We start from the raw sequence: 24,844 nt of genomic DNA, 5'->3' as shown, positions 1-24,844 counted from the left end.
GTTTCGGCGCCGCAGCCGTGCGCGGTGTCGGCGCCCGGGGCGTGCGGGGCCCGTGGCGGGCGGCGGGTGCGTGCGGACGGGCGACGGTCCCGGCGGCGGCGGGCGTAGTGCCCGGGGTGGCCGGGACCTCCGTCCCGGCCGTCGGTCGCTCCGCTCTCCTAAGCGGCCTCGTAGACGCCGCGCGGGGTGTGACCATGACCACGCCCCGGCGGCCCGTTCAGCGCGGGAACACCTCGAACGTGACGCACCTGCGGCCGCCGAAGCGCGCCGCCCCGGCCTCGGCGAAGGCGGTGTGGAGCTCCCGCGCGTAGTCGGCGGGCGGGCGGCCGTCGAGCGCGGCGATGTACGCCTTGTGCTCGGCGAGCGAGGCGATGGCCAGCTCCAGGGACGCGTCGCCGATCTCCTGGGCGTGGGTCGCGGCCGGGGAACCCGACACGGCGACCCAGCGGGTGCCGCCCCACGGGGTGAGCGCTCCGTCGGCGAGCTGCTCGGGGAAGATCCAGCGGTTCCCGGCGTCGCCGGCCGCGTCGAGGACGGCGCGGCCGACGACGCGGTGGTCGGGGGTGTTCCAGCCCCGGCCGCCCCAGGTGTCGTGGTGGTTGAGGGTGATCAGCAGCTCGGGCCGGTGGCGGCGGATCGCCGCGGCGATGTCCCGGCGCAGTGCCGGGCCCTCCGCGATCACCCCGTCCTGGTGGTCGAGGAACTCCACCGTCTCCACGCCGACGACGGCCGCGCTCGCCCGCTGCTCCGCCTCCCTGATCCGCGCGGACTCGGCGGGCGGCAGGTCGTCGATGCCCGCCTCGCCCCGGGTGGCGAGGACGTAGACGACCTCGCGCCCGGCGGCGGTCCATTCGGCGACGGCCCCGGCGGCGCCGTACTCCAGGTCGTCCGGGTGGGCGACGACGGCGAGGGCGCGCTGCCAGTCGGTGGGCATGGGCGTGAGGTCGGCGGTGTCCGTCGCGTCGGTGTCCGTCATGGTCGGCTGTCCTCCAGGGGGCGGTGGCCGGGCGGGTCAGCGCCAGCCGTGGCGCAGTTGCAGGTTGTGCACGACGCGGTTGAAGCGGGCGCGGTCCAGGGCGCACGCCTCGCGCCGCATGCCCTCCGGGTGCACGCGGAGGACGCGGTCCAGGTGGACCCAGGAGTCGCGGCCCGACCTGTCCCACGGGCCGGAGCCGAGCGGCAGCCATTCGCTGTCGTGGTCGCGGTCGCGGCTGGTGAGCTGGACGGCCAGGAGGGTGCCGCGTCCCGGTTCGCGGGCGACGACGAGGACGGGCCGGTCCTTGCCGCGGCCGTCGTTCTCCTCGTAGGGCACCCAGGTCCAGACGATCTCGCCGGGGTCGGGGTCGCCGTCGGGCTCCGGGGCGTACTCGGTCCTCACCCGTCCGACGGCCCGGGGGTCCGCCTCGGTGGTCGCCGTGGGGCCGAGGCGCCCGGGTATGTCCTGGATCTCGATGTCCTGGGTGTGGTCCATGCGCCCACGCTATCCCCGTGTGTCCGGACGGATTGTCAGTGGTGGCGTCTAGCGTCCTCCCCAGTGGATCTTCCACACGGTCCGGGGTCCCGGGTGCGGGGCCGGGGGAAGGAGTCAGACGTGTCCGCAGGCGAGACGTACCTGGAGCTGTCCGAGGACGGCGGCGGCGCCCACAAGTTCTACGAAGTGACCGTCGCGGGGACGTCCGTGACGGTGCGGTACGGCCGGATCGGGACGGACGGCCAGGTGAAGACGTCGGCGTTCGCCACGGCGGACAAGGCGCGGGCGGCGGCCGACCGGAAGATAGCCGAGAAGGTGCGCAAGGGGTACGCGCCCGCGGTGCGCGGCGGGCGTGCGGCGCGGGCGGTGACGCGGCGCCAGGTCACGTCGGCGCCGTCCACGGCACGGTCGGTCGCGCCCGTGCTGTGGCGCTTCCGCACCGGCGCGTCCGCGTTCGGCATCCACATCGACGCGGACCGCTGCTGGGTGGGCAACCAGAACGGCGATGTCTACACGGTGTCGCACGGCGGCGAGGTGCTCTCGCACTTCCGGCTGCCGGACGGCGTCAAGTGCCTCGTGGCGGACGACTTCTGGATCTACGCGGGCTGCGACGACGGGACGGTGTACGACCTGTCGGCGAAGCTGCCGTTCGCGGCCTACGAGATATCCGACGACGTGGACATCTTCTGGCTGGACATCCACGAGGGCGTGCTGAACGTCTCGGACCGCAGCGGCGGGCTGACGGTCATCGACCACGAGGACCAGTTCCAGTGGTCGCGGTCGAGCAGCGGGGACCACGCGTGGATGGTGCGGCGCGACGACCGGGCCGTCTACCACGGCCACGGCGGCGGTGTGACGGCGTACGCGCCCGACGGCAGCGGCGAGTTGTGGCACCAGCCGACGATGGGCGCCGTCCTCTTCGGCTGGCAGGAGCGGGACGCGGTGTACGCCGGGACGGGGCGGCGGGTCGTGCAGCGGCTGTCGAAGAAGTCGGGCCGCATCAAGGCGACGTACACGTGCGACGCGGCGGTCTACTCGTGCGCGACCGCGCCGGGCGGCCGGTACGTGTTCGCGGGGGACGCGCAGTCGTCGGTGTACTGCTTCGACGAGGAGGGGACGCGGCTGTGGAAGCTGGGCACGGGGGGCGGATCGGCGCTGTCCATGCAGTATCTGGACGAGAAGCTGTACATCGTGACGACGGACGGTTCGCTCGCGTGCATCGACGCGAGTGACGCCGCGGTGGCGGCGGCGCGGTCGGGCTCGGTGCCCGCGGCGGTGGACGTGAAGCTCTCGGCGGCCCTGCCGACGTACACCCCGGCGACGGAGGTGGCGACGGTCGCGGCGCCCGTGCGCGGCGCGGTGGTGACGGGCGGCGGCGTGCTTGTCGAGTGTGTCCAGGAGGGGGGACGGATGCGGATGCGTGTGCTGACCGAGGGCTACGACCAGGGGTGGAACGTCCAGTTCCCCCGGCACATACGCCAGGCCGGGGCGCGGTACGTGGTCGATGCCGTGCATCCGGCCTCGGGTGGCTTCTACCGGGTGCGGGGGGAGATCCGGCGCCTGGTGTGACGGCGCCGGACCTCCCCGTCCGCTCAGGCCTCGCGCCGGGCGCGCGGGCCGCGCACGAGGCGGTAGCCGCCGAGTCCGGCGAGCGCGCCGAGGACGCCGCCGCCGGTGGTCCACAGCCAGCGGTCGCTCCACCAGCCGCCGTTCCAGCCGCTGTCCGGCTCGGGCAGCGCGGCGAGGTACGGGCCGGTGGTGCCGGAGCCGTCCTCCGTGCCGTCCTCGTCGCCGGTGTCCCCGTCGTCCTCCGGGTCCACCGCGGACCCGCCGTCCTCGGCGAGCGCCCCGGCCGCGCCGACCGGCAGCAGGGGATCGGACAGTTCGCCGCCGTGCGCGTCCGAGCCGCCCGCGTCCTCGGCGGTGGCACGGGCCTCGACGGTGACCGGCAGCCCGAGGTCGCGTTCGGGCAGCTCGGTCACGGTGAGCCGGAGGTAGTACGCCCCCGGCAGCGGCTCGTCCGACCACGGTTCGGCCCAGGGCCGGACCGTGCGGAGGGTGCAGGCGAGGCTGACCGAGGCGGTCTCCTCGTCGGCCCTGACCGTCTGCGGCCCCTCCGTGCACGGCTGGCGGCGGCGCAGGCCGTCGTAGACGTCCAGCTGCCAGGTCGCCGGGCCGGTGCGGGCATCGGGCAGGGTGACGGTCGCCTCGGCGGTCGCCGTCTGCCCCGCCCCCGCCGGGAACACCCAGTACAGGTAGTCACCGGTGGAGGCGGTCGCCGTGGCGGGCATGTCCTGCCCGATCACCGCGGCGGTGCGGAACGTGGTGCCCGCCTCGGTCGGTCCCTCGTCCGCCTCGTCCGCCACCGCGGGCGCGGCGCCCGCGAGCAGGGCTCCGGCGGCGAGCAGGACCGCGGTGAACGGGCGGACGGTGGTGCCGTGCTTCATCACGACCTCCCCAGGACGATGCCGAGACGGACGGCCAGACCGAACAGCAGACCGGCCACCAGGCCGGCGCCGGTCAGCAGCAGCAAGGGGACCCAGCCCCTCGCCAGACCGAACGCGGCGACGTCGGACGGCGCGTCGGGGGCGGCGACCACGTCCACCGTCAGCTCGATCGGCAGACCGGGGGTCCGCTGCACGGCGTCGGGCGCGGAGTAGGAGTTGGCGACGTCGAGGCAGATGACGCGCACCTCCCCGGTGTTGCCGTTCCCGTCGTTCCCGTCGTTCCCGCCGTTCTCCTGTTCCTCTTCCCGCTCCTCCTCTTCCACCTCGGCCACCGGCAGGCGCAGCCCCGTCGAGACGACGTCGGTGCGGCCCGTGCCCGCGCCGGTGCCGCGGACCAGTTCCTGCCCGTCCTCGTCCACGGCCCGCAGCAGCACGCCGTAGTCGGGGTTGACCGCCCGGTCGGCCGCGACGCTGACCGAGGCCCGCAGCTCCTGACCGGGAGCGACGGGGACGCGGTACCAGCGGTGCTGGGTGAACTCCTGACGGTCCGTGTACACGCCGACGCCGAGGCGCGGCGCGTCCTGGCACTCGGGCGCGCCCTCCACCGCGGTCGGGTTCTCGACCGGCAGGTCGGCGCGCCGCACCAGCTGGGTCAGCCGGTCGGAGAGCTCGTCGGTGTCCTGCACGGCCGTGTACGTGCCGCCCGTCGCCTCGGCGATGCAGCTGAGCTGCTCCCGCACCGCGTCGTCCAGCGTCAGGCCCAGGGTGTCCACCACCAGGTGGGTGCCGTTGGCCGCGAGTTCACGGGCGACGTCGCACGGGTCGGGCTGCCCGCAGGAGTCCTCGCCGTCGGTGATGAGCACGATCCTGCGCGTGCCGGGCCCGTCGCCGAGGTCCTCGTCGGCGCCGCGCAGGGCGAGGCCGATGGGCGTCCAGCCGGTCGGCCGCAGCGTCGCCACCGCGGTCTTGGCCTCGGTGCGGTCCACGGGGCCGACCGGGTACAGCTGCTCGCTGTCCTGGCAGCCGACCTCGACGTCGTCGCCCGGGTAGGTGGCGCCCAGGGTCCTGATCCCCAGGTGCACCTCCTCCGGCACGGCGTCGATCACCTCGTTGAACGCCTGCTGGGCGGCGGCCATGCGGGACCGGCCGTCCCGCATGTCGCGCTCCGCCATGGAACCGCTGACGTCGAGCACCATGTCCACTCTCGGCGGTGGCGCGTCCTGTTCCGGCTGGTCCGCGGCGGCTTGCGTCGCCGCCAGACCGGCCACCAGGGCAGCGAGCAGCCCCGACAGGCCAACCGCCGTCCATTTCCTTAAGATCATCTGCGGATCCTATTGATCGGTGCCGAGCCGCGGGACACCGCCCTCCACGAGCACGCGGACGTACCGTTGCCGCCATGGACGCAGAACCGACTCCGCAGGTCATCCCGGACACGATGCGCGCCTGGGTGGTCCGTGCGCCCGGCCGCCTGGAGCCGGCCGAACTGCCCGTCCCGGAGCCGGGACCCGACGAACTGCTCGTCCGCGTCCGCACCTGCGGCGTCTGCCGCACCGACCTGCACGTCAGGGACGGCGACCTGCCGCCCCACAAGTCGCCGGTGGTGCCGGGCCACGAGGTGGTCGGCGACGTCGTCGCCACCGGCCCCCGGGCGGCGGGCCACCCGGCCGGGGCGCGCGTCGGCGTCCCCTGGCTGCGCCGGACCTGCGGCACCTGCCGGTACTGCGCCAGGCACCAGGAGAACCTGTGCCCCCACTCGCAGTACACCGGCTGGGACGCCGACGGCGGGTACGCCGAGTACGTCACCGTCCCCGCCGCCTACGCGTACTCCCTGCCCTCCGGCTACAGCGACACCGAACTCGCGCCGCTGCTCTGCGCCGGGATCATCGGCTACCGCGCGCTGCGCCGCGCCGACCTGCCGCGGGGCGGGCGCCTCGGCATCTACGGCTTCGGCGGCTCGGCCCACCTCACGGCGCAGGTGGCCACCGGCCAGGGCGCGACCGTCCACGTCGTCACGCGCTCCCCCGCCGCGCAGGAGCTGGCCAGGGAGCTGGGCGCCGCGTCCGCCACGGGCTCCGGCGGGACCCCGCCCGAACCCCTGGACGCCGCCATCCTGTTCGCCCCCGCCGGAGGCCTGGTGCCCGTCGCGCTGGAGGCCCTGGACAGCGGCGGCACGCTCAGCATCGCCGGCATCTACCTGTCCGAGATCCCGCCGCTCGACTACGAGCGGCACCTCTTCCGCGAACGCACCGTCCGCAGTGTCACGGCCAACACCCGCGAGGACGGCCGCGAGTTCCTGGCGCAGGCGGAGGCCCACCGCATCCGCACGACGGTGACGCCCTATCCGTTCGAGGAGGCCGACCGCGCCCTGGACGACCTGGCGGCCGACCGGGTGGACGGCGCCGCGGTGCTCACCCTGCCGCCCGCCGCCGCCTGATCAGCGCCGCGCCAGCAGCACCCGTTCCCGCACCACGTCGAGGAACGCGGGGACCTCCTCCATCGTGGTGCCGGTGCACTGGACGATCAGGTCCATCACGTCCCCCGCCGACAGCGCGCCGACGACGGGGTGGACGTGCGCGAGGGCGACGCGTTCCTCCATCCGTTTAAGCACATGGATGGCCAGGTTCAGTTCGGGAACGCGCGCGGTGTGACCGAATTCGAGGTTCTCCCTGATCACCCACATGTCGGGGATGACCTGCCCGAAGAGCACCAGGTGCGCGAGGGCGAACATGGCGCGCGCACACTGCCGCGCGCTCTCGGCCGACTCGTCCTGCAGCGCCCGCACGGCCTCCATGTCGTCGGCCAGGTACGCCTTGATCAGCGCCACCGCGTGCAGCACCTCGTCGTCGGTGTACGGCCCGACCCCGTCGCCACCCATACGGACCGGCCCCCTTCCCTCTCGCTCTCGCCGCTCGCAGCCGCCCCCAGTGTCGCAGCGGCCCGTCCCCGCGCGGCCGGATCGCGGACGACCGCGCCCGTACGGGTGACGGCCGGTTCACGGCTGACGCGGTGGCGCCGGGAGGCCGCTCCACGCGGGGTGCCGCGGGTCGTCGAGCCGGACCACGATGTCGGCCGCGTCCAGCGGTCCGGTCTCGGCCGCGTACCGTTCGAAGGCGGGCAGCGTCCACCGCTCCGCCTCCGGCGTCCTGCGCGCGAGGGCGCCGGGCGACAGGCTCAGGTGCACGGCCAGGTCGGCGGGGAACCACTTGCCCAGCAGGAACGCGCCGTGCAGCAGCAGCACACCGCCGGGCGGCAGGGTGACGTACGCGCTGCGCGTCGCCCGGTCGCGCTCCGGGTCCCACAGGTCGGGCAGCACCCGCCCGCTGCCGCCCGCGTCGAGCGGCGTGAGCACCTCACGCCACAGCGCGCCGGTGTCGAGCCACAGGTCGAGGTACGCGTCGGCGTCCTCCCTGCCGTACTCCAGCCGGACCGAGGCCGCCCGCAGGAAGCCCCCGGTCCCGACCACGAGCGCGGGCCGCCCGCGCTCCCGCAGGGCGTGCGCCAGCCCTTCCGCCAGCGCGCCGGGCCCGGCGGCGGGCGCCCCGTCGATCAGCACGCGCATCCACGGACTCCCGTCCTCGCCCGGGAGGGTGACGACATGTCCGGCGAGCGCCTCGGTGAGCCGCTCCCCGCTGATGGGTTCCAGTCGCATGCGCACCATCCTCCCCACCCGTTCCGCAGGGCGGCGAAGGGGGCACGGACGGGGTGCCGAGGCGTTCTTCCGCGGGCGCTCCCGCGCCCGCACGATGGTCCCATGGACGACGAGAACGGGCGGTGCCGGCTCGACCTCTACGTGGAGGCGCTGCGCGCCCGGATGCCCGCGGACGAGTTCATCGCCCTGATGCGCGCGTTCCACGCCTGGCGCGCCGCGCCGCACTCCCCCGCGCTCCCGCCGGACGCGGGCGCGCTCCGTACGCCCGAGATACAGGCCGAGATGCTCGCGCTGATGCGGCTCACCCGCCCGCCGGGCCCCGGCGCCGGACCGCCGCCGCCGCTGACGGCCGCGCTGCCGGGCGAGAGGGAGACCGGCCCGCTCTGACCCGTACCGGTCGGCGACGCGCCCCGACGCGACGCCGGTCGGTCAGCTTCGTTCGCGATCAGCCACGGGAATGGCATCTTTCAACGTGGACGGGAGCATACGAAGTGAATGGGGCTGAGCATGCGTGATGTACAGGAGCAAATCGCCGATCTCGCCAAACGGGGCACGGAACCCCTCGTCGTCCAGCTGCTCCGCTCGTCGGCCGCCGCGACCCTCGCCTACCTGGCCGCCGTCTGGCTGACCGACGTCCCCGCCCCGCTGCTCGCGCCGCTGACCGCGCTGCTCGTCGTCCAGGTGACCCTGTTCGCCACGCTCACGACGGGCGTGCGCCGCGTCAACGCCGTCGTGGTCGGCGTCCTGGTGGCCACGGGCTTCAGCGCCCTCGTCGGCCTCAGCTGGTGGAGCCTCGGCCTGCTGCTCGTCACGGCGCTGACGGTGGGACATTTCGCGCGGGTGGACGAGTTCGTGCCCGAGGTGGCGATCAGCGCGATGCTCGTGCTCGGCGTGACCCAGCACACCGACACCGCGCTCGACCGCGTCGTGGAGACGGTCATCGGCGCCGTGGTCGGCCTGTTGTTCAACCTGATCATCGCCCCACCGGTGTGGGTCAGCTCGGCGAGCGAGGACATCGAGGAGCAGGCCCACCGCATGCGCGACCTCCTCGTCCGGCTGAGCGAGGAGATCTGCCAGGAACGCGCCCCCGTCCCCGCGCTCGCCGACGAACTGGCCCGCGCCCGGCAGCTCGACCAGGACGTCGCCCAGGTGGACGCGTCCATCACCCAGGCCGAGGAGAGCGTCCGCCTCAACCCGCGCGTCAAGGAACCGGTCCTGACCCGCATCGTGCTGCGCACCGGTCTCGACACCCTGGAGATCTGCGTGGTCATCCTGCGCACGATGTCCCGCACGTTCCTCGACCTGGCGAACCGGCGCCAGGACGAGCCGCTCTTCCCCCCGGACGTCGCGCCCGCCCTGCGGGAGCTGCTCACCAACCTCGCGGGCGCCGTGGACAGCTACGCGACGCTGATCACCAGCCAGGTCAGCACGGCGGCGGACGAGGCCGAGTCGTTCCTCGCCATCGAGCTGGACGCGGCGCGCGTCAGCCGCGAGCACGTGGCCAAGCTGCTGCTGGCGCGGATTCAGCAGCACCCGCGGCAGTGGCAGCTGCACGGCGCGCTGCTCGCCGAGGTGGACCGGATGCTCAACGAGCTGGACATCGAGAAGCGCTCCATGCACCTCGCCGAGCAGCTCGACCAGGTCGCGGCCGAGAGCCGCGAGAAGCACCCCAGGCTGCACAAGCTCACGGCTCTCGCCCGAAGGTGACATTGCCGTGCACGTCCCGCAGCTGGACGACCGAGCCGTGCACGACGGCGCCGCCCGACACGCTGTTCTGCGTGTCGCCCGTCACGGCGGTCAGCGACCGCCGGTGGTCGGCCGCCCAGCCGAGGAACGCCTCGGCGAACGCCTCGTCCGTCCGCGCGAGGTCGGCGATCCGGCCGGTGAGGACCCGCACCCGCGTCTCGTCGGCGGGGTCCACCGGCCCGTCGTCCAGCGGTTGCGGACCACGCCCGGCCACGCGCCGGACGAGGGACAGCAGGGAATCCCAGGCGTGCTGCCCCGCGGCCGTCGCGGCGCTGCCCGCGGCCGCCGAGACGAGAGTGAGCGCGGCGTCGATGTCCATACCGTCACGGTAGATCCCCCGCGCGCGGGGACGCCAGCCCGTGGCGTCGGGCCACTCGTCAGCCCTGATCGGAAGCTTTCCCAGCCGCGCACATATCGATCAATTTCCCCCAGAGCGCGTTCACTTGACGCTCCAGATCGGCAAGAGACCCGTCGTTGTCGAGCACGAAATCGGCGATCGCCAGCCGTTCCGCGCGGCTCGCCTGGGCGGCCATCCGCGCGTCCGCGTCCTCCCCGGCCATCCCGCGCGCACCGACGAGCCGCTCGCGCCGCGTACGCTCCGAGGCGTCCACCACGACGACGGCGTCGTACCGGTCGGCCAGCCCGTTCTCCGTCAGCAGCGGCACGTCGTGCACCACCACCGCGCCGGGCGGCGCGGCCGCCTGCAGCTCGGCGGAACGGCGGGCCACCAGCGGATGCACGAGCGCGTTGAGCGCGCGGAGCCGTTCCTCGTCGGCGAAGACGATCCCGCCCAGGCGCGCCCGGTCCAGGCTCCCGTTCGGAGCCAGCACCCCGGAGCCGAACTCGGCGACCACCGCGGCGAGTCCTGGCGTCCCCGGCTCGACCACCTCGCGGGCGATCCGGTCGGAGTCCACCACCACCGCGCCGCGCTCGGCGAGGAGCCGCACCGCCTCGCTCTTGCCCGCGCCGATACCGCCGGTCAGTCCCACACTGAGCATGCCCGCAGGCTACCTGTCCCCGTCGCCGTCCTCGCGCTCGGCCAGGAACCGCTCGAAGACCTCGCCCAGCTCGTCCGCCGACGGCAGCTCCGCCGGCTCGGCCACCAGGCTGCCGCGCGTGGCGACACCGGCGATCGCGTCGTACTGCTGTTCCAGACCGCGCACGACCGCGACCAGCTCCGAGTCGCCCTCGGCCAGCTCGCGCTCGATCTCGTCCTGCGTCTTCAGCGCGCGGCTGCGCAGGGCGTGCGCCTCGTCGGGCAGCACCAGACCCGTCGCCGCCGTCAGCGCCTCCAGCACGACGAGCGTCGCGTCCGGGTACCGAGACCGCGCGATGTAGTGCGGCACGTGCGCCGCGACGCCGAGCACGTCGTGGCCCGCCTCGCTCAGCCGCAGCTCCACCAGCGCCGCCGCGCTGCCCGGGACCTGCGCCTCGTCGAACATGCCGTGGTGCCCGGGGACCAGCTCCGACCTGTTGCCGTGCGGCGTCAGGCCCACCGGGCGGGTGTGCGGGACGCCCATCGGGATGCCGTGGGACGTCACGGAGAGCCGCACGTCGAGGCGTTCCACGATCTGCCGGACGGCGGCGGCGAAGCTCTCCCACTCGACGTCGGGCTCGGGGCCCGACAGGACCAGGAACGGCTGGTGGGTCGCGTCCCGCACGAGCCGCAGCTCCAGGGCGGGCGCCTCGTACGCCGTCCACCGGTCGCGCCGGAAGGTCATCAGAGGGCGGCGGGCGCGGTAGTCCACCAGGCGGTCGTGGTCGAAGCGCGCGACCGTGACGGAATCCCGCCCCTCGACCAGCTGCTCGATCAGCTGGGCGCCGGTCTCGCCGGCGTCCATGAAGCCCTCGAAGTGATAGATCAGGACCGGGCCCGCGCTGTCCGGGCCGCCGGTCGCCTCGTCGGCCAGGGCCAGGCCCCGCGGCTCCCACGCGTACAACTCCTGCGGATCACGCACCGCCACCGCTTCCTTCCCGTCGCTCGCGTACGGACCGGTCAACGCACCGTACCGCCCGCACATTCCCTCCGTGTTGCGTCCGGGCCTGCTCCCTCCCCGCGCCCGCTCCCCCGACGCAAAGGGCCGTGGCCCGCCTCCGGTGAGGGAGACGGGCCACGGCCTTCGTGCGGTGATCGGCGCGGTCAGCGACCGCCCGGTCCTCGGGTCAGCTCTGGCCGCCCGCGAGCTTCTCGCGGAGGGCCGCAAGCGCCTCGTCGGACGCCAGGGCGCCCGCGTCCTCGGTCTGCGGCGAGGAGTACGAGCCACCGCCGCCGCCCGAGCCGCCGGCCGCCTGGCCGCCGCCGGAGCCCGCCGCCTCGGCCTCGGCCTGCGCGTCGGCCTCGCGGGACTTGATGACCTGAGCCTGGTGCTGCTCGAAGCGCTGCTGCGCCTCGGCGTACTGGCGCTCCCACTCCTCGCGCTGCTTGTCGTACCCGGGCAGCCAGTCGTTCGCCTCCGGGTCGAAGCCCTCGGGGTAGATGTAGTTGCCCTGGTCGTCGTAGGAGGCGGCCATGCCGTACAGGGTCGGGTCGAACTCGACGGCCATCGGGTCGGGGCCGAAGTTCTCGTTCGCCTGCTTCAGCGAGAGGCTGATCCGGCGGCGCTCCAGGTCGATGTCGATGACCTTGACGAAGATCTCGTCGTTGACCTGGACGACCTGCTCCGGGATCTCCACGTGGCGCTCGGCCAGCTCGGAGATGTGGACCAGGCCCTCGATGCCCTCGTCCACCCGGACGAACGCGCCGAAGGGCACCAGCTTGGTGACCTTGCCGGGCACGACCTGCCCGATCTGGTGCGTCCTGGCGAACTGCTGCCACGGGTCTTCCTGCGTGGCCTTGAGGGACAGCGACACGCGCTCGCGGTCCATGTCCACGTCCAGGACCTCGACCGTGACCTCCTGGCCGACCTCGACGACCTCGGAGGGGTGGTCGATGTGCTTCCAGGACAGCTCGGACACGTGCACCAGGCCGTCCACGCCACCCAGGTCCACGAAGGCACCGAAGTTGACGATGGAGGAGACGACGCCGGAGCGCACCTGGCCCTTCTGGAGGGTGGTGAGGAAGGTCTGGCGGACCTCGCTCTGGGTCTGCTCCAGCCAGGCGCGGCGGGAGAGGACCACGTTGTTGCGGTTCTTGTCCAGCTCGATGATCTTGGCCTCGAGCTCCTTGCCGACGTACGGCTGGAGGTCGCGGACGCGGCGCATCTCGACCAGCGAGGCGGGCAGGAAGCCGCGCAGGCCGATGTCGAGGATCAGGCCGCCCTTGACGACCTCGATCACCGTGCCGGTGACGATGCCGTCCTCGTCCTTGATCTTCTCGATGGTGCCCCAGGCACGCTCGTACTGGGCGCGCTTCTTCGAGAGGATCAGGCGCCCCTCCTTGTCCTCCTTCTGGAGGACGAGGGCCTCGATCTCGTCACCGACGGCGACGACCTCGTTGGGGTCGACGTCGTGCTTGATCGACAGCTCGCGCGAGGGGATGACGCCCTCGGTCTTGTAGCCGATGTCGAGCAGGACCTCGTCCCGATCGACCTTCACGATGACGCCGTCGACGATGTCGCCGTCGTTGAAATACTTGATCGTCTCGTCGATCGCGGCGAGGAAGGCTTCCTCGGAACCGATGTCGTTTACCGCAACCTGCGGCGTGGTCGCGGTGGTCTCGGTGCTGCTCGTCATGTGGTAAAGGGCTCCGGTACGGACATGTTTCGTAGGCACAGCTACGCCGAAAGCCCATGTCGCAGCACTGAGGCCGACCGGATGGGGAAGGAGCTTCCGTACCGGGACCGCGAAGGGTCCAGGAGCCGGTAGCGCCTCGACAACCGAGGGGACTACAGCAATTGCGAGCGCGTCCTGCTCCGTCTGAGGCGCGCAGGCCCGCAGCGCGCCTTATAGCATACGGGCGCATCGGAGCGGGGTCAATGCGCGGTTCGCCCCACGAGGGGCGCTATCGGGCCAAATCCGGCGAGTGTCGTCCCCCGGGCGGCGGGACGGCGCCGTCGGCGGGCGGGCCCGGGCCCCCGGGACGCCTGGTCCCGGGGGCGGTGTCCGGCGTCTGGCGCCCGGCCTCAGACGGCGCGCCGGGACAGCACGCCGAGGGCCGTCACGGTCCCGGCTTCGCCGCCGCTGCCGTCCTCGTCCTCCTCGCCGCCTTCGCCCGGGGTCTCCTCGCCGGGTGTCTCCTCACCGGGGTCGGTCGGGTCGGTCGGGTCCTCCGGGTCGCCGCAGCCGTCGTCCTCGCCCGGGTCGGTCGGGTCGCCGGGATCAGTGGGGTCACCCGGGTCCGTCGGGTCGGTGGGGTCGGTGGGGTCCGTGGGCTCGCCCGGGTCCGTCGGTTCACCTGGCTCGGTGGGCTCGCCGGGATCGGTCGGCTCGCCCGGATCGGTCGGCTCGCCCGGGTCGGTCGGGTCCTCCGGGTCGGTGGGGCACTCGGGATCGCCCGGGTCCGTCGGATCGGTGGGGTCCGTCGGATCGGTCGGGTCCGTCGGGTCCGTCGGGTCCGTCGGGTCGGTGGGATCTGTCGGGTCGGTCGGGTCGCCCGGTCCCGGGTTCTCGTTCCCGGGGCCCGGGTCCTCGGGGCCCGGGTCCTCCGGCTTGCCGGGGCCGCCCGGTTCCTGCGGCTCCCCGGGCTCCGCCGGTTCTTCCGGCTCGGCGGGGGTGCCCGGCCTGTCCGGGCGCTCGGCGCCGTTCCCGCCGGTGGCGGGCGGCGGGCCCGCGGGGCGCTGCGGACCGGCGGGACGGCGACCGGCGTCCGGGTTGCCGGGGCCGGGGCTGTGCGGCAGGCCGCCCTCGCCGTCCGGCACCTCGTGGACCCCGCGCTGGTAGTACTCCAGCCAGGAGCGCACGGTGCGGACGTAGTCCCAGGAGTGGTTGTAGCTGAGGATGGCGCGGTCGAGGTTCGCCGAGAGGGCGAGGGTGCGGCCGGAGGCGCAGAGGTAGTCGCCCGCGGCGAGGGCCGCGTCGTACACGTTGTTGGGGTTCGACACGCCGTCGCCGTTGCCGTCGGCCCCCCAGCTCGCCCAGGTGGAGGGGATGAACTGCATCGGGCCGACCGCGCGGTCGTAGACGGTGTCGCTGTCCCAGCGGCCGTCGTCGGTGTCGTTGATCTGCGCGAAGCCCTGCCCGTTGAGGACGGGGCCGAGGATGGGCGTGGTGGTCGTGCCGTCCGCGGTGACGTCGCCGCCGCGCGCGTGTCCCGACTCCACCTTGCCGATGGCGGCGAGCAGTTCCCAGGTGAGTCCGCACCCGGGGGTCGTGCCCGCGACGGTCGTGGCTGCCGAGCGGTAGGCGTCCAGGACCGTGGCGGGTATGCCGGACTCCCCGCCGCCGAGCGGCCCGCCCGCCTCCTGGCCGCCGTCCGGGGTGCCCGGCTCGACCGTGTCGAGCGGCGGCAGGTCCGTGTGGTAGGGCAGGTCTCCGGCGGCCTCGCCGCCGGGGTCCGCGTCGCCCGGTGTGTCGTCGGCGGCGACCGTGCCGGACGGCGGGTCCTGCGGTGGCGAGGAATCAGTGCTCAGTACGTCGGATGCCTGTGAGGCGGTCAGCGCGGCCATCGCCGCCGCGGCGACCGCGGACCCGGAAATCCCCCGGCGGACCCTGCCGATGCGCAACCCCACTCGCCGTCCCCTTCGTCTGCTGCTGTCTGCGACTCACGTGCGGCTCTTGCCCGTTGACGGATGACAGTACGACAGGTCGCGCTCCCGCTGCCAGAACCCCCGGGCGTATCCGGAGTGGCGGCTGGGGAAACCGGGGCCGTCAGTGCGCGGCCGCCTCCCAGGTCTCCCCGGCGCCGATCGAGACGTCCAGCGGGGCCCGCAGGTGCGCCGCGCCCGCCATCTCGCGCCGCACCAGCGCCGTGACCTGCTCCCGTTCGCCGGGGGCCACTTCGAGGACGATCTCGTCGTGGACCTGGAGCAGCATCCGGGTGGCGAGCCCTTCGCGGCGCAGCGCGCCGTCCACGCGCAGCATGGCGATCTTGACGATGTCGGCCGCGGTGCCCTGGATGGGGGCGTTGAGCGCCATGCGCTCCGCCATCTCGCGGCGCTGCCGGTTGGAGCTGGTGAGGTCGGGGAGGTAGCGGCGGCGGCCGAGGACGGTCTCGGTGTAGCCGGTGGCCGTGGCCTCGACCACGACGTGCTGGAGGTAGTCGCGGACGCCGCCGAACCGTTCGAAGTAGGTGTCCATCAGGCCGCGCGCCTCGTCGGGGGAGATCGACAGCTGCTGCGACAGGCCGAAGGCGGACAGGCCGTAGGCGAGGCCGTAGCTCATCGCCTTGATGCGGCGGCGCATCTCGGCGTCCACCTGGTCCTTGGGGACGGAGAACACCTGCGAGCCGACGGTGGTGTGGAGGTCCTCGCCGGAGGTGAACGCCTCGATGAGCCCGGCGTCCTCCGACAGGTGGGCCATGACGCGCAGTTCGATCTGGCTGTAGTCGGCCGTGAGCAGGCACTCGTAGCCCTCGCCCACGGTGAAGCCGCGGCGGATGGCGCGGCCCTCGTCGGTGCGGACCGGGATGTTCTGGAGGTTGGGGTCCGTGGAGGAGAGGCGGCCGGTGGCGGCCACGGTCTGCTGGAACGTGGTGTGGATGCGGCCGTCCGAGGCGATCGTCTTGATCAGGCCCTCGACGGTGCTGCGCAGCCTGGCCTGCTCGCGGTGCCTGAGCATGATGACCGGCAGTTCGTGCTCGGTCTGGGCGGCGAGCCAGGCGAGGGCGTCGGCGTCGGTCGTGTAGCCGGTCTTCGTCTTCTTGGTCTTCGGCAGGCCCAGTTCGCCGAAGAGGACCTCCTGCAGCTGCTTGGGCGAGCCGAGGTTGAACTCGTGGCCGACCGAGGCGTGCGCCTCGGTGACGGCCTGCTGGACGGCGGTGGCGAACTGCTGCTCAAGGCGCTCAAGCCAGGCGCGGTCGGCGGCGATGCCGGCCCGTTCCATGCGGGCGAGGAGGTCGGAGGTGGGCAGTTCCAGCTCGGTGAGCAGTCCGGCGGCGCCGACCTCGGTCAGCCGGCCGCGGAACGTCTCGCCGAGGTCGAGGACGGTACGGGCGTGCCGCATGAGGGTGTCCGCCTCGGCCGCGTCGTCGGCGCCGAGGGCGAGCTGGCCGCTCTCGTCGGCCGGCCTGGCCAGCTCGCGGCCGAGGAACTCGACACTCAGCGCGTCGAGGGCGAAGGCGCGGCGGCCCGGCTGAACGAGGTAGGCGGCGAGCGCGGTGTCCATGGTGATGCCGGCGACGTGCCAGCCGTGCTCGGCGAAGACCCGCTGGACGGCCTTGGCGTTGTGCAGGACCTTGGGGCGCTCGCCGTCGGCCGCCCAGGCGGCGAAGGCGCGTTCGTCCGCCTCGTCGAGCTGCGCGGGGTCGAACCAGGCGGCGGGGCCCGTGGCGGTGGCGAGCGCGACGGCGTGCACGCTGCCGGTGCCGAGCTTCCAGGCGTCCGTGGTGGCCATGCCGAGCGGTTCGGCGGCGTGCTCGGCGAGCCAGGGGGCGAGGCCGCCCGCCGTGAGGACCGCGCCCTCCACCTCGACGCCCTCGCCGACCTCGGGCTCGTCCTCCTCGGCGCCCGGGTCGACGGCGAAGAGGCGGTCGCGGAGGCTGGCGTTGCGGAACTCCAGGGCGTCGAGCAGGACGACGAGGGCGTCCCGGTCGTACGGCTCGCGCGCCAGGTCGGCCGGGCCGCAGCCGAGGTCGATGTCGCGGACCAGCTCGGTGAGGACGCGGTTGAGGCGGACGGCGTCGAGGTGGTCGCGCAGGTTCTGCCCGGCCTTGCCCTTCACCTCGTCGGCGCGCTCCAGCAGGTCGTCGAGGGAGCCGAACTGGTTGATCCACTTGGCTGCGGTCTTCTCGCCGACGCCGGGGATGCCGGGCAGGTTGTCGGAGGGGTCGCCGCGCAGGGCGGCGAAGTCCGGGTAGCGGGCGGGCGGCAGGCCGTACTTCTCCAGGACCTTGTCGGGTGTGAAGCGGGTCAGCTCGGAGACGCCCTTGGTCGGGTAGAGCACGGTGACGCTGTCGCCGACCAGCTGGAACGCGTCCCGGTCGCCGGTGACGATCGAGACGTGGAAGCCCTCGGAGGCGGCCTTCGTGGCGAGGGTGGCGATGACGTCGTCCGCCTCGTACCCGTCGACGGCGAAGCGGGGCACGCGCATCGCGTCGAGCAGCTCGCCGATCAGCTCGACCTGGCCCTTGAAGTCGTCGGGTGTGGCGGACCTGGTGGCCTTGTACTCGGTGTAGCGCTCCGAGCGCCAGGTCTTGCGGGAGACGTCGAAGGCGACCGCGAGGTGCGTGGGCGCCTCGTCACGCAGGGTGTTCGCGAGCATGGAGGCGAAGCCGTAGATCGCGTTCGTCGGCTGGCCCACCGCGGTCGTGAAGTTCTCGGCGGGCAGCGCGAAGAAGGCGCGGTACGCCAGCGAGTGCCCGTCGAGCAGGAGCAGGCGGGGCGGGGCGGTCGTCTGCGATGCGTTCTCAGCCACGTTCCCGATCCTCCCACGCGCCACTGACACTCCCGTCCCGGCCGTGGGAGGATCGGAGGATTCCCTCCATGCGACGTCCCCCACGCGAGGTGATCAGCGATGCCCGCCAAGCCCCCGGCGCAGGACCCGGTCCAGGACTCCCCCGAGGTCGGTGAGCCCCGGCACTCGGCGGCCGGGCTCCCGGCGGTCGGGCACGCGATGCGGGCGGCGCAGCGGCAGATGGGCGTGCGGCGCACGGCGCTCACGCTGCTGCGCGTGAACCAGCGGGACGGGTTCGACTGCCCCGGCTGCGCCTGGCCCGAGCCGGGGAAGCCGCACGCGGCGGAGTTCTGCGAGAACGGCGCGAAGGCCGTCGCAGAGGAGGCGACGCTGCGGCGGGTGACGCCCGCGTTCTTCGCGGAGCACACGGTGGGTGACCTCGCGGACCGCTCGGGTTACTGGCTGGGGCAGCAGGGCCGCCTGACGACGCCGATGTACCTGCCGGAGGGCGCGGACCGGTACGAGCCGGTGGGGTGGGACGAGGCGTTCGGCCTGATCGCCGAGGAGCTGCGGGCCCTCGGCTCGCCGGACGAGGCGGTCTTCTACACGTCGGGCCGCACGAGCAACGAGGCGGCGTTCCTCTACCAGCTGTTCGCCCGCGAGTTCGGCACGAACAACCTGCCCGACTGCTCCAACATGTGCCACGAGTCGTCGGGCTCCGCGCTGGTGGAGACGATCGGGATCGGCAAGGGCAGCGTGCAGCTCGAAGACCTGTACCGGGCCGATCTCATCATCGTCGCGGGCCAGAACCCGGGCACGAACCACCCGCGCATGCTGTCGGCGCTGGAGAAGGCCAAGGAGAACGGCGCCCGCGTCATCTCGGTGAACCCCCTGCCCGAGGCCGGGCTCGAACGGTTCAGGAACCCGCAGACCCCGCGCGGCCTCACCGGGCGCGGCACGCCGCTGACGGACCTCTTCCTCCAGATCAGGATCGGCGGCGACCAGGCGCTCTTCCGGCTGCTGAACCGGCTGCTGCTGGAGCGCGAGGGCGCGGTGGACACGCAGTTCGTCGCGGAGCACTGCCACGGCTTCGAGGAGTTCGCGGCGGCGGCGCGGGCGGCCGGCTGGGACGAGACGCTGGCCGCGACGGGGCTGTCCCGCGCGGAGATCGAACGGGCGCTGGAGATGGTGCTCGCGTCCCGGAGCGTGGTGGTCTGCTGGGCGATGGGCCTGACGCAGCACAAGCACTCGGTGCCGACGATCAAGGAGGTCGTGAACTTCCTCCTGCTGCGCGGCAACATCGGCCGCCCCGGCGCGGGCGTCTGCCCGGTGCGCGGGCACAGCAACGTGCAGGGCGACCGGACGATGGGAATCTACGAGAAGCCGGCCGGCGCGTTCCTCGACGCGCTGGGGCGCGAGTTCGGCTTCGCGCCCCCGAGGAGGCACGGGCTCGACGTCGTGGACTCGATCCGCGCGATGCGGGACGGGCGGGTGAAGGTGTTCTTCGCGATGGGCGGGAACTTCGTCGCGGCCAGCCCGGACACGGACGTGACCGAGGACGCGATGCGCCGCGCGCGCCTGACGGTGCACGTGTCGACGAAGCTGAACCGTTCCCACTGCGTCACCGGCACCCGTGCGCTGATCCTGCCCACGCTGGGCCGCACCGAGCGGGACACGCAGGCGTCGGGCGACCAGTTCGTGACGGTCGAGGACTCCATGGGCAAGGTGCACGCCTCGCGGGGGCGGCTGCGGCCCGCGGGCCCCGCGCTGCTGTCCGAGCCCGCCATCGTCGCCCGGCTGGCGCGGCGGGTGCTGGGGGCGGGCAGCGCGACGCCGTGGGAGGAGTTCGAGGCGGACTACCGGCGCGTGCGGGAGCGGATCGCGCGGGTGGTGCCCGGTTTCGAGGACTTCGAGGAACGGGTCGCGGCGCCCGGCGGGTTCACGCTGCCGCACGGCCCGCGCGACAGCCGCACGTTCCCCACCGCCACCGGGAAGGCGAACTTCACGGCGTCCCCCGTCGAGTACCCGCGCGTTCCCGAGGGGCGCCTGCTGCTCCAGACCCTGCGGTCGCACGACCAGTACAACACCACGGTCTACGGCCTGGACGACCGCTACCGCGGCATCACGGGCGGGCGGCGCGTCGTCATGGTGCACCCGCGGGACGCGGCCGAACGCGGGCTCGCCGACGGCGACTACGCCGATCTGACCAGCGAGTGGACCGACGGCAGCGAGCGCACCGCGCGCGGCTTCCGCGTCGTCCACTACCCGACGACGCCGGGCTGCGCCGCCGCGTACTACCCGGAGACGAACGTGCTGGTGCCGCTCGACTCCACGGCGGACGTCAGCAACACCCCGGCCAGCAAGTCCGTCGTCATCCGCCTCACCCGGGCGGCGGAGCGCTGAGGGGACCTGGTAGAACGCTGGCATGGCTGAGCGCAGTGGTACACAGTTCCCCCCGGAGACCCTCGACCAGTGGGCCGTCCTCGGCATCGACCTGCCCGCACTCTTCTCGGCGGGGGCGCTCGGCGAGCGCATGGGCGTGCGGGTGACGGAGGCGTCGCCCGAGCGCGTCGTCGGCACGATCCCGGTGGAGGGCAACACGCAGCCGTACGGGCTGCTGCACGGCGGGGCGTCCGCCGTCTTGGCCGAGACCCTCGGCTCGGTGGGCGCGATGCTGCACGCGGGGCCGAACAAGATCGCGGTGGGCGTGGACCTGAACTGCACGCATCACCGCCCGGTGCGCTCCGGCCTCGTGACGGGCGTGGCGACGCCCGCGCACACGGGGCGGACGTCGGCGACGTACGAGATCGTCCTCACCGACGAGCGGGGCAAGCGCGTGTGCACGGCCCGGCTGACGTGCGCGCTGCGTCCCGCGACCCAGCAGACGCGGGAGGGCGGGGCCCCGGAAACCGGTGCCCCGCCCGTCGCCTGACGTGCCGCCGCGTCACTCGATGGCTTCACCGAGGTAGGCGGCGCGTACACGCGGGTCGGACAGGAGAGCCCCGGCGGTGTCGGCCATGACGACGCTGCCGGTCTCCAGCACGTAGCCGCGGTCGGCGAGCTGGAGCGCCTGCGACGCGTTCTGCTCCACGAGGAGCAGGGTCGTGCCCTGGGCGTTGATCTCCCCGAGGATCTCGAAGATCTGCTGGACGATCAGCGGGGCGAGGCCCATGGACGGCTCGTCGAGCAGCAGCAGTTCGGGCTTGCCCATGAGGGCGCGGCCGATGGCCAGCATCTGCTGCTCGCCGCCCGACAGGGTGCCGCCGACCTGCTTGCGGCGGTTGGCGAGGCGCGGGAAGAGCGTGAACACCCGGTCGAGGTCGGCCGGGTCGGGGCGGCGCAGCCGGTACGCGCCCATCCGCAGGTTCTCCAGCACGGTCATGCGCGGGAAGACGCGGCGGCCCTCCGGGACATGGCCGATGCCGAAGCGGACCAGCTCGTGCGAGGCGATGCCGTCCACGCGTTCGCCGTGCAGCAGGACCTGGCCCGTGCGGGGCGCGTGCATGCCGGAGGCGGTCTTCAGAGTGGTGGACTTGCCCGCGCCGTTGGCGCCGAGCAGCGCGACGACCTCGCCCCGGCCGACGGTGAGGCTGACGCCCTTCAGCGCCTCGATGGCGCCGTAGTAGACGTGCAGGTCCCGCAGTTCGAGCAGGGGCGGTCCCGCGTCGGTGCCGGGCGACGGCCGGGGCTCCTTCTCCAGCTCGGTGCTCATGACCGGTCCTCCTCGCTGCCGTCCGCCGTACCGTCCGTGCCGCCGCCCGTGCCGTCGTCGGCCGGTCCGCGCGGCGCGGGGACGTCGGCCGCCGCCTGCGCGGCGAGCATGTCGGCGACCGCGGCGGAGTCCTCCTCGGCGGACGCGCCGAGGTACGCCTCGACGACGGCCGGATCCCGCTGGACCTCGGCCGGGGTGCCCTCGGCGATCTTCTTGCCGAAGTTGAGCACCACGACGCGGTCGGCCACCGACATGACCAGCCGCATGTCGTGCTCGATCAGCAGGACGCTGACGGCCAGGTCGGTGTTGATGCGCCGGATCAGGACTTCCAGGTCACGCTTCTCGGTGGGGTTGGTGCCCGCCGCCGGTTCGTCGAGCAGCAGCACCTCGGGCGCGGTGGCGAGGGCGCGGGCGATCTCAAGACGCCGCTGCTCGCCGTAGCTGAGCGAGGAGGCCAGCTCGTTGATCCGGTTCTCCAGGCCGACGTACGAGAGGACCTCGTGCGCCTTGCGGTCGCTCTCGCGCTCGTCGCGGCGGGCGTTCGGCAGGCCGAGCATGATGGAGATGGCGTCGGTGCGCTGCCGCGTCTCGACGGCGATCTTGACGTTCTCCAGCACGGTCAGCGCGCCGAACAGCCGGATGTTCTGGAACGTCCTGGCCACCCCGAGGCGGCTCACCCGGTGCGGCTTCTGGCCGCGCAGCTCGTGGCTGCCGCCCGCCTTGGGCCGGTAGGTGATCGCGCCTTCCTGCGGCACGTACGCGCCGGTCAGCGAGTTGAACAGCGACGTCTTGCCCGCGCCGTTCGGCCCGATGACGGCGAGGATCTCGCCGCGCCTCATCCGCAGCTCGACCCCGTCGAGGCTGGTCAGGCCGCCGAACCGCAGGGTGACCCCGCTGGCGTCGAGGACGTTGTCCGCCCCGGCGGGTTCGGGCGCCCGTGCGGCGTCCTTCATCTCGGTGGTCATCCCTGCGCACCTCCCGGCTGCGCGCCCAGCGCGTCCGCGCCGCCCTGGCCCTCCTCCGCCATCCGCAGCTCACGCTGGCGGCGGCGGGAGGGCAGCAGGCCCTGCGGGCGGTAGATCATCATGACGACCAGCAGGCCGCCGAGGTACATGAAGCGGTCCTGCGGGTCGACGGTGTCGCGCAGGTACTCCGGCAGCCAGACGAGGATCACGGTGCCGAGGACCACGCCGGGGATCGAACCCATGCCGCCGAACACGACGTACGACAGCGCCAGCACGGACATCAGCACCACGAACTGCTCGGGGTTGATGAAGCCCTGCTTGCTCGCGTACACGACGCCCGCGACGCCCGAGGTGGACGCGCCGATGGCGAACGCGAGCAGCTTGAAGCGGACGGTGTTGACGCCGGTGGCCGCCGCGGCGACCTCGTCCTCGCGGATCGCCGTCCAGGCGCGGCCGACGCGCGAGTGCTCAAGCCGGAGGAACAGGGCGATGATCGCGACGACGAACGCGAGCTGGAGCCAGTAGTACGGCGCCGGGTCGAGCTGCCACTCGTACGACCAGAAGCCGAGGTCCACGGAGAAGCGGTCGAGGCCGGGGGCGCCGCGCGTACCGCCGGTGAAGTCGGACCAGTTCCTGGCGATCAGGTAGACGATCTCGTGGAAGCCGAGCGTCACGATGGCCAGGTAGTCGCCGCGCAGCCGGAGCGTGGGCGCGCCGAGCAGCAGGCCCGCGATGAGGCAGGTGACGACGGCGACCGGGATCACGAGGAAGTTGTTCAGCTCGACGGGCGGCTCGACGGGCAGGCCGCCGGTCCAGAAGGCCGAGCTGTAGGCGCCGATGGCGAAGAACGCGATGAAGCCGAGGTCGAGCATGCCGGCCCAGCCGATGACCACGTTCAGGCCGATGGCGACCAGGACGTACATGCCGATCTGGTCCACCATGACCTGCTGCCAGAAGGTGGCGACCATCATCGGCAGGAAGACGAGGAAGACCAGCAGCGCGCCGAGGGCGGTCCAGCGGTAGACGGCGTGATCCCGGAACAGGCCGGTGACGAGCCGTACGGCACGGGCGACGGTGGCGGGCAGCCAGACGTGCGCGGTGCGGGGGGAGAAGCCCTGGGCGGGGCGTACGTCGGCGGGCCGTCCGACGGGGCGGCCGGACTCCTCGCGGACGGCGGAGGTGTAGCGGTCGACGCCGTCGCGGCCGAACTCCCTGACGGCCCAGACGGCGAGGGCGATGCCGACGCAGATCCAGATGCGGGCGCCCTTGAAGTTCTCCTGGAGCGCGAAGAAGAGGTCGCCGCGGACGCCCTGGACGCCCGTCGCCTGGGCGATGACGACGGCCAGGACGAGGAGGGCGGACAGCCGCTTCCAGCGCGGTTCCTGGTACCACTTGCGGCGGCGGAGGCGCGCCGCCGCGCTCAGGGGCGCGTGGACGGGTGCTTCGGTGGTCATGCGGCCCTCCCGACCCGCTCGCCGAGGATGCCGGTGGGGCGGAACATCAGGACCAGCACGAGGGCGGCGAACCCGCCGACGTACCGCCAGGCGTCGCCCCAGATCTCGACGGTGAACGACTCGACGACGCCGAGGGTGAGCCCGCCCAGCATGGCGCCGCGCACGTTGCCGATGCCGCCGAGGACGGCGGCGGCGAAGGCGGTGATGCCGGGGAGGAAGCCCATCGTGTAGTCGACCTGGAGGTTCGTGCCGAAGAGGAATCCGGCCGCGCCGCCCATGAGGCCGCCGAGGACGAAGGTCCTGGAGATGACGCGGTCGATGTTCACGCCCATCAGCGACGCGACCTCCGGGTCCTGCGCGACGGCGCGGATGCCGGAGCCGAGCTTGGTGCGGTTCACGATGAAGTCGACCGTGACCAGCATCAGGACGCCGACGAGCACGATCAGCAGCTGCGTCACGCTGACCGGTGCGCCGAAGACGGTGAACAGGCGCCGGTTCTCGTACATCGACGGCATCGGCATCGGATAACGGCCGAAGAGTTTCCCGGCGAGGTTGTAGAGGAAGAACGAGGCGCCGATGGCCGTGATGAGGAAGACGAGGCGGGGCGCGTTGCGGCGCCGCAGGGGAAGATACGCGGCCTTTTCCAGTCCGAAGGCGACGAGCCCGCCCAATGCCGCGCCGGCGCAGATGCCGAGCAGAATGTAGAGGACGGATTGCATTCCGGACGGGTCGGCGACCGGTTCGACGAGCGTGAGGGCGATGACGCCGCCGAATCCACCGGCCATGAAAACCTCGCTGTGCGCGAAGTTCAGGAGCTGGAGAACGCCGTAGACGAGCGTGTAACCGATGGCGATGACGGCGTAGAGCGAGCCGAGCACCACCCCGAGGACGAGGACGTCCCAGATGTCGGAAAGGGACATGGGCTGACTTCCTTGTGGGAACGAGCGGCTGCCGGGGAGACGGGCCGTGGCGG

22 protein-coding genes are annotated in these 24,844 nt (G+C 73.1%); 6 read left to right on the top strand and 16 right to left on the bottom strand.

Translation table 11 applies throughout. From position 1 onward, the window contains the following. Positions 1 to 217: 217 nt before the first annotated feature. Positions 218 to 976: a PIG-L deacetylase family protein gene (locus tag ACIBPC_RS06310; RefSeq protein ID WP_398841637.1), complete on the bottom strand. Its 759-nt coding sequence runs from the start codon at positions 974 to 976 to the stop codon at positions 218 to 220. Between the two features lie 36 nt (positions 977 to 1,012). Further along, a complete protein-coding gene (locus ACIBPC_RS06305; protein WP_398841635.1) occupies positions 1,013 to 1,471 on the bottom strand; it encodes a type II toxin-antitoxin system PemK/MazF family toxin in 459 nt (152 codons plus the stop codon). A 120-nt stretch (positions 1,472 to 1,591) separates the two neighbouring features. On the opposite strand from ACIBPC_RS06305, the gene ACIBPC_RS06300 reads away from it, so the two are divergent. Beyond that, positions 1,592 to 3,040 carry a WGR domain-containing protein gene (locus ACIBPC_RS06300; protein WP_362967650.1) on the top strand — a complete coding sequence of 483 codons (1,449 nt, stop codon included), beginning with the start codon at positions 1,592 to 1,594 and terminating at the stop codon, positions 3,038 to 3,040. A 23-nt stretch (positions 3,041 to 3,063) separates the two neighbouring features. Here ACIBPC_RS06300 and ACIBPC_RS06295 read toward each other — a convergent pair whose 3' ends face one another. Together ACIBPC_RS06295 and ACIBPC_RS06290 are read right to left on the bottom strand one after the other, a co-directional pair. Then, positions 3,064 to 3,918, bottom strand: coding sequence for a hypothetical protein (locus tag ACIBPC_RS06295; RefSeq protein WP_398841634.1), 855 nt, complete (start codon positions 3,916 to 3,918; stop codon positions 3,064 to 3,066). After that, positions 3,918 to 5,240: a VWA domain-containing protein gene (locus ACIBPC_RS06290; protein ID WP_398841632.1), complete on the bottom strand. Its 1,323-nt coding sequence runs from the start codon at positions 5,238 to 5,240 to the stop codon at positions 3,918 to 3,920. Before ACIBPC_RS06290 ends, ACIBPC_RS06295 begins: the two co-directional genes overlap by 1 nt. A gap of 113 nt (positions 5,241 to 5,353) precedes the next feature. On the opposite strand from ACIBPC_RS06290, the gene ACIBPC_RS06285 reads away from it, so the two are divergent. Further along, positions 5,354 to 6,352, top strand: a complete 999-nt coding sequence (locus ACIBPC_RS06285; RefSeq protein WP_398841785.1) for a zinc-dependent alcohol dehydrogenase family protein — start codon at positions 5,354 to 5,356, stop codon at positions 6,350 to 6,352. On the opposite strand, the gene ACIBPC_RS06280 is transcribed toward ACIBPC_RS06285, so the two are convergent. Beyond that, positions 6,353 to 6,793, bottom strand: coding sequence for a DUF6224 family protein (locus ACIBPC_RS06280; protein WP_362967647.1), 441 nt, complete (start codon positions 6,791 to 6,793; stop codon positions 6,353 to 6,355). Positions 6,794 to 6,910: 117 nt separating this feature from the next. Then, positions 6,911 to 7,567, bottom strand: coding sequence for a uridine kinase (locus ACIBPC_RS06275; RefSeq protein WP_398841631.1), 657 nt, complete (start codon positions 7,565 to 7,567; stop codon positions 6,911 to 6,913). A gap of 102 nt (positions 7,568 to 7,669) precedes the next feature. Between ACIBPC_RS06275 and ACIBPC_RS06270 the strand changes: the two genes are divergently transcribed. Beyond that, entirely contained in the window at positions 7,670 to 7,954 is a 285-nt protein-coding gene (locus ACIBPC_RS06270) for a hypothetical protein (RefSeq protein WP_398841629.1), read from the top strand. A 120-nt stretch (positions 7,955 to 8,074) separates the two neighbouring features. Continuing rightward, on the top strand, positions 8,075 to 9,274 hold the full coding sequence (locus ACIBPC_RS06265; RefSeq protein WP_362967644.1) for an aromatic acid exporter family protein: 1,200 nt from the start codon (positions 8,075 to 8,077) through the stop codon (positions 9,272 to 9,274). Here the strand turns inward: ACIBPC_RS06265 and ACIBPC_RS06260 are convergent. From ACIBPC_RS06260 to polA, 6 genes are all read right to left on the bottom strand, one after another. Then, positions 9,252 to 9,632, bottom strand: coding sequence for a hypothetical protein (locus ACIBPC_RS06260; protein ID WP_398841627.1), 381 nt, complete (start codon positions 9,630 to 9,632; stop codon positions 9,252 to 9,254). The genes ACIBPC_RS06265 and ACIBPC_RS06260 overlap by 23 nt on opposite strands. A gap of 58 nt (positions 9,633 to 9,690) precedes the next feature. Continuing rightward, positions 9,691 to 10,311: a dephospho-CoA kinase gene (gene coaE / locus ACIBPC_RS06255; RefSeq protein WP_398841625.1), complete on the bottom strand. Its 621-nt coding sequence runs from the start codon at positions 10,309 to 10,311 to the stop codon at positions 9,691 to 9,693. 9 nt (positions 10,312 to 10,320) lie between these two features. Beyond that, positions 10,321 to 11,271, bottom strand: coding sequence for a proteasome assembly chaperone family protein (locus ACIBPC_RS06250; RefSeq protein ID WP_398841623.1), 951 nt, complete (start codon positions 11,269 to 11,271; stop codon positions 10,321 to 10,323). 205 nt (positions 11,272 to 11,476) lie between these two features. Next, positions 11,477 to 12,985, bottom strand: coding sequence for a 30S ribosomal protein S1 (gene rpsA, locus ACIBPC_RS06245; RefSeq protein ID WP_362967640.1), 1,509 nt, complete (start codon positions 12,983 to 12,985; stop codon positions 11,477 to 11,479). Positions 12,986 to 13,374: 389 nt separating this feature from the next. Next, positions 13,375 to 14,919, bottom strand: coding sequence for a hypothetical protein (locus ACIBPC_RS06240; protein WP_398841621.1), 1,545 nt, complete (start codon positions 14,917 to 14,919; stop codon positions 13,375 to 13,377). A 139-nt stretch (positions 14,920 to 15,058) separates the two neighbouring features. Beyond that, complete coding sequence (gene polA / locus ACIBPC_RS06235; protein WP_398841620.1) at positions 15,059 to 17,761, bottom strand: DNA polymerase I; 2,703 nt, start codon at positions 17,759 to 17,761, stop codon at positions 15,059 to 15,061. Between the two features lie 99 nt (positions 17,762 to 17,860). Here polA and ACIBPC_RS06230 point away from each other — a divergent pair, with 99 nt between their 5' ends. Beyond that, positions 17,861 to 20,143 (top strand): FdhF/YdeP family oxidoreductase, encoded by a 2,283-nt coding sequence (locus ACIBPC_RS06230; protein ID WP_398841619.1) that lies wholly within the window; start codon positions 17,861 to 17,863, stop codon positions 20,141 to 20,143. 22 nt (positions 20,144 to 20,165) lie between these two features. Further along, complete coding sequence (locus ACIBPC_RS06225; RefSeq protein ID WP_398841617.1) at positions 20,166 to 20,672, top strand: PaaI family thioesterase; 507 nt, start codon at positions 20,166 to 20,168, stop codon at positions 20,670 to 20,672. A gap of 12 nt (positions 20,673 to 20,684) precedes the next feature. Here ACIBPC_RS06225 and ACIBPC_RS06220 read toward each other — a convergent pair whose 3' ends face one another. Genes ACIBPC_RS06220 through ACIBPC_RS06205 form a run of 4 tightly spaced genes read right to left on the bottom strand, consistent with a single transcriptional unit; the run spans position 20,685 to position 24,791 of the window. Then, positions 20,685 to 21,452, bottom strand: a complete 768-nt coding sequence (locus ACIBPC_RS06220; protein ID WP_398841616.1) for an ABC transporter ATP-binding protein — start codon at positions 21,450 to 21,452, stop codon at positions 20,685 to 20,687. Next, positions 21,449 to 22,417, bottom strand: a complete 969-nt coding sequence (locus ACIBPC_RS06215) for an ABC transporter ATP-binding protein (protein WP_362967634.1) — start codon at positions 22,415 to 22,417, stop codon at positions 21,449 to 21,451. Before ACIBPC_RS06215 ends, ACIBPC_RS06220 begins: the two co-directional genes overlap by 4 nt. Then, positions 22,414 to 23,871: a branched-chain amino acid ABC transporter permease gene (locus ACIBPC_RS06210; protein ID WP_362967633.1), complete on the bottom strand. Its 1,458-nt coding sequence runs from the start codon at positions 23,869 to 23,871 to the stop codon at positions 22,414 to 22,416. The genes ACIBPC_RS06215 and ACIBPC_RS06210 overlap by 4 nt, the downstream gene beginning before the upstream one ends. Then, positions 23,868 to 24,791, bottom strand: a complete 924-nt coding sequence (locus tag ACIBPC_RS06205) for a branched-chain amino acid ABC transporter permease (protein ID WP_362967632.1) — start codon at positions 24,789 to 24,791, stop codon at positions 23,868 to 23,870. The genes ACIBPC_RS06210 and ACIBPC_RS06205 overlap by 4 nt, the downstream gene beginning before the upstream one ends. Positions 24,792 to 24,844: the final 53 nt, after the last annotated feature.

This window comes from Streptomyces sp. NPDC049879, assembly GCF_044461265.1.
Classification (GTDB): Bacteria; Actinomycetota; Actinomycetes; order Streptomycetales; family Streptomycetaceae; genus Streptomyces.
The sequence above is the reverse complement of the archived record's forward strand: the minus strand, read 5'-3'. Positions and strand labels throughout refer to the sequence as shown.

What these genes read in the sequence shown, in the direction of transcription:
- ACIBPC_RS06310 (WP_398841637.1), bottom strand. Translation starts at nt 976, where the DNA reads ATGACGGACACCGACGCGACGGACACCGCCGACCTCACGCCCATGCCC.
- rpsA (WP_362967640.1), bottom strand. Translation starts at nt 12,985, where the DNA reads ATGACGAGCAGCACCGAGACCACCGCGACCACGCCGCAGGTTGCGGTA.
- ACIBPC_RS06275 (WP_398841631.1), bottom strand. Translation starts at nt 7,567, where the DNA reads ATGCGACTGGAACCCATCAGCGGGGAGCGGCTCACCGAGGCGCTCGCC.
- ACIBPC_RS06225 (WP_398841617.1), top strand. Translation starts at nt 20,166, where the DNA reads ATGGCTGAGCGCAGTGGTACACAGTTCCCCCCGGAGACCCTCGACCAG.
- ACIBPC_RS06305 (WP_398841635.1), bottom strand. Translation starts at nt 1,471, where the DNA reads ATGGACCACACCCAGGACATCGAGATCCAGGACATACCCGGGCGCCTC.
- ACIBPC_RS06270 (WP_398841629.1), top strand. Translation starts at nt 7,670, where the DNA reads ATGGACGACGAGAACGGGCGGTGCCGGCTCGACCTCTACGTGGAGGCG.
- ACIBPC_RS06290 (WP_398841632.1), bottom strand. Translation starts at nt 5,240, where the DNA reads ATGATCTTAAGGAAATGGACGGCGGTTGGCCTGTCGGGGCTGCTCGCT.
- coaE (WP_398841625.1), bottom strand. Translation starts at nt 10,311, where the DNA reads ATGCTCAGTGTGGGACTGACCGGCGGTATCGGCGCGGGCAAGAGCGAG.
- ACIBPC_RS06295 (WP_398841634.1), bottom strand. Translation starts at nt 3,918, where the DNA reads ATGAAGCACGGCACCACCGTCCGCCCGTTCACCGCGGTCCTGCTCGCC.
- ACIBPC_RS06285 (WP_398841785.1), top strand. Translation starts at nt 5,354, where the DNA reads ATGCGCGCCTGGGTGGTCCGTGCGCCCGGCCGCCTGGAGCCGGCCGAA.
- ACIBPC_RS06215 (WP_362967634.1), bottom strand. Translation starts at nt 22,417, where the DNA reads ATGACCACCGAGATGAAGGACGCCGCACGGGCGCCCGAACCCGCCGGG.
- ACIBPC_RS06265 (WP_362967644.1), top strand. Translation starts at nt 8,075, where the DNA reads ATGCGTGATGTACAGGAGCAAATCGCCGATCTCGCCAAACGGGGCACG.
- ACIBPC_RS06210 (WP_362967633.1), bottom strand. Translation starts at nt 23,871, where the DNA reads ATGACCACCGAAGCACCCGTCCACGCGCCCCTGAGCGCGGCGGCGCGC.
- ACIBPC_RS06260 (WP_398841627.1), bottom strand. Translation starts at nt 9,632, where the DNA reads ATGGACATCGACGCCGCGCTCACTCTCGTCTCGGCGGCCGCGGGCAGC.
- ACIBPC_RS06230 (WP_398841619.1), top strand. Translation starts at nt 17,861, where the DNA reads ATGCCCGCCAAGCCCCCGGCGCAGGACCCGGTCCAGGACTCCCCCGAG.
- ACIBPC_RS06220 (WP_398841616.1), bottom strand. Translation starts at nt 21,452, where the DNA reads ATGAGCACCGAGCTGGAGAAGGAGCCCCGGCCGTCGCCCGGCACCGAC.
- ACIBPC_RS06280 (WP_362967647.1), bottom strand. Translation starts at nt 6,793, where the DNA reads ATGGGTGGCGACGGGGTCGGGCCGTACACCGACGACGAGGTGCTGCAC.
- ACIBPC_RS06205 (WP_362967632.1), bottom strand. Translation starts at nt 24,791, where the DNA reads ATGTCCCTTTCCGACATCTGGGACGTCCTCGTCCTCGGGGTGGTGCTC.